Source organism: Mesorhizobium sp. M4B.F.Ca.ET.089.01.1.1, from assembly GCF_004022605.1.
GTDB lineage: Bacteria > Pseudomonadota > Alphaproteobacteria > Rhizobiales > Rhizobiaceae > Mesorhizobium > Mesorhizobium abyssinicae.
The window spans coordinates 1-1728 of the sequence record NZ_RZOS01000757.1 but is presented as its reverse complement, the minus strand read 5'-3'; the positions used below and the strand labels follow the sequence as shown (position 1 = coordinate 1728).

Annotated in this window: 2 protein-coding genes and 2 tRNA genes; 2 read left to right on the top strand and 2 right to left on the bottom strand. The window is 63.9% G+C overall.

Annotated features, from left to right (window positions below):
• Positions 1-41: 41 nt before the first annotated feature.
• A complete protein-coding gene (locus EN780_RS33550) occupies positions 42-929 on the top strand; it encodes a DMT family transporter (RefSeq protein ID WP_128276399.1) in 888 nt (295 codons plus the stop codon).
• A gap of 69 nt (positions 930-998) precedes the next feature.
• On the opposite strand, the gene EN780_RS33545 is transcribed toward EN780_RS33550, so the two are convergent.
• Positions 999-1072 (bottom strand) — tRNA-Gly (locus EN780_RS33545).
• A gap of 89 nt (positions 1073-1161) precedes the next feature.
• A tRNA-Tyr gene (locus EN780_RS33540) sits at positions 1162-1246 on the bottom strand.
• Positions 1247-1455: 209 nt separating this feature from the next.
• On the opposite strand from EN780_RS33540, the gene EN780_RS33535 reads away from it, so the two are divergent.
• On the top strand, positions 1456-1728 hold a 273-nt coding region (locus EN780_RS33535), incomplete at its 3' end, for an RNA methyltransferase substrate-binding domain-containing protein (protein WP_281035400.1).

Here is a 1728-nt window from a genome sequence, read left to right as displayed (position 1 = left end):
GGCCCATTGCCGCTGCCGCATCGGTCTGATTTCTTCGCCGCATGCAGTTCATCCCGACGAACATCCGCGGCCCGCTGTTCATGGTCGTCTCGACCGGGTCCTACCTGGTCAACGATACGATGATGAAGCTCGCGACCACCGGCCTGCCGCCTTACGAGGTGCTGTTCCTGCGCGGCGTCGCGGCGGCGCTCTGGGGAATTCCGCTGCTTGTCCTGCTCGGCTATGCCAGGCAGGTCCCTTTGATCTTCGAAAGGAAGGTGCTGCGCCGCAACCTGCTCGAACTGGCGGCGATCCTTTGCTACGTCGTGGCGCTCGCCAACATGCAGATCGCCGATTCAACGGCGCTCGGACAGATCACGCCGCTGCTGATGCTGGTCGGCGCCCCGGTGCTGTTCGGCGAGCGTATCGGCGGCGCGCGCATGGCGCTGATCGGGGTCGGCTTCATCGGCGCACTGATGGTGGCGCAGCCGACGATGCAAGGGATTTCGGTCTATGCCTTGCTGGCGCTCGCCAACGCGGTCCTGTCGGCCGCGCGAGATCTTGCCGGCCGCAAGGTCGGCGCCGAGGTGCCGGGCATGATCGTCGCCATTTCCGCGGTCGTGGTCGTGCTGGTCGGCTCCGGCGTCGCGCATCTCGTTTCCGAGCCCTGGGTCATGCCGGAGCCCCGTCACCTCTTGCTCATCGCCGGCGCCGGACTGTTCCTGATCTTCGGCCATTTCTTCATCTTCATGGCCTACCGCGTCGGACCGACGAGCGCGGTGGCGCCGTTCTACTATTGCTTCACCGTCTGGGCGGTCATCTCGGGCCTGCTGGTGTTCGGCCAGTTTCCGAACGCGCTCGCCGTCTGCGGCATCCTGCTGGTGGTGGCCAGCGGCCTTGCCATCGTGTCGCTGGACGAAAGAAGGCGCCGGCTGATACCGGTTGCCTAGGCCAGGCAGCCAAGCGTTTGACTCGCAGGATTTCTGGGCGGCACTTCCGTGACATTCATGCGGGAAATCTGGAGCGGGTAGCGGGAATCGAACCCGCATATTCAGCTTGGAAGGCTGCTGCTCTACCACTGAGCTATACCCGCGCCTTACACTGAAGTACCGGATTCACCCAAAAAGCGCCATGCGCTTTTCGGTCCGAGACTTTTTCGTTTCAGGGCTTCCGGGCCGGCAGTGGTGGAGAGGGTTGGATTCGAACCAACGTAGGCTAAGCCAACGGATTTACAGTCCGTCCCCTTTAACCACTCGGGCACCTCTCCAGTCTGCCGCCGGAGCCATGCAACGAGGCATTTGCCGATCCGGAGCCCGAGTAGAAGTCTTCTCCGAAATCAGCGAAGCGCCTTATGGCGGCAAGGCTGGTGGGTGTCAACCGCACGTCCCGGCAAAATGCGCTGAATTTGACAGCATCCTCGGCAAGCCGGCTTCTGCCAGTATCCATGGCCCGACGACACGGCTATAGAAGCCCGCCATGAGCAAAGACAACAAGCCCGGCACACCCAAAGACACTCACTACGCCAAGCTGCGTCGCGCCCACCGCGACCAGAAGGCCGGCGGCGCACCCGCATTCCGGCCGCGCCAGCCGCTGCCGCCGGGCGAATCCCCCGGCGACGGCCTGGTGCGGCTCTATGGCCTGCACACGGTGCGAGCCGCGCTCGACAATTCACGGCGCAAGATCAGGAAAATGCTGGTGACGCGCAACGCCGCCGAGCGGCTTTCAATCGCCGACCTTGCTGCCCTGCCC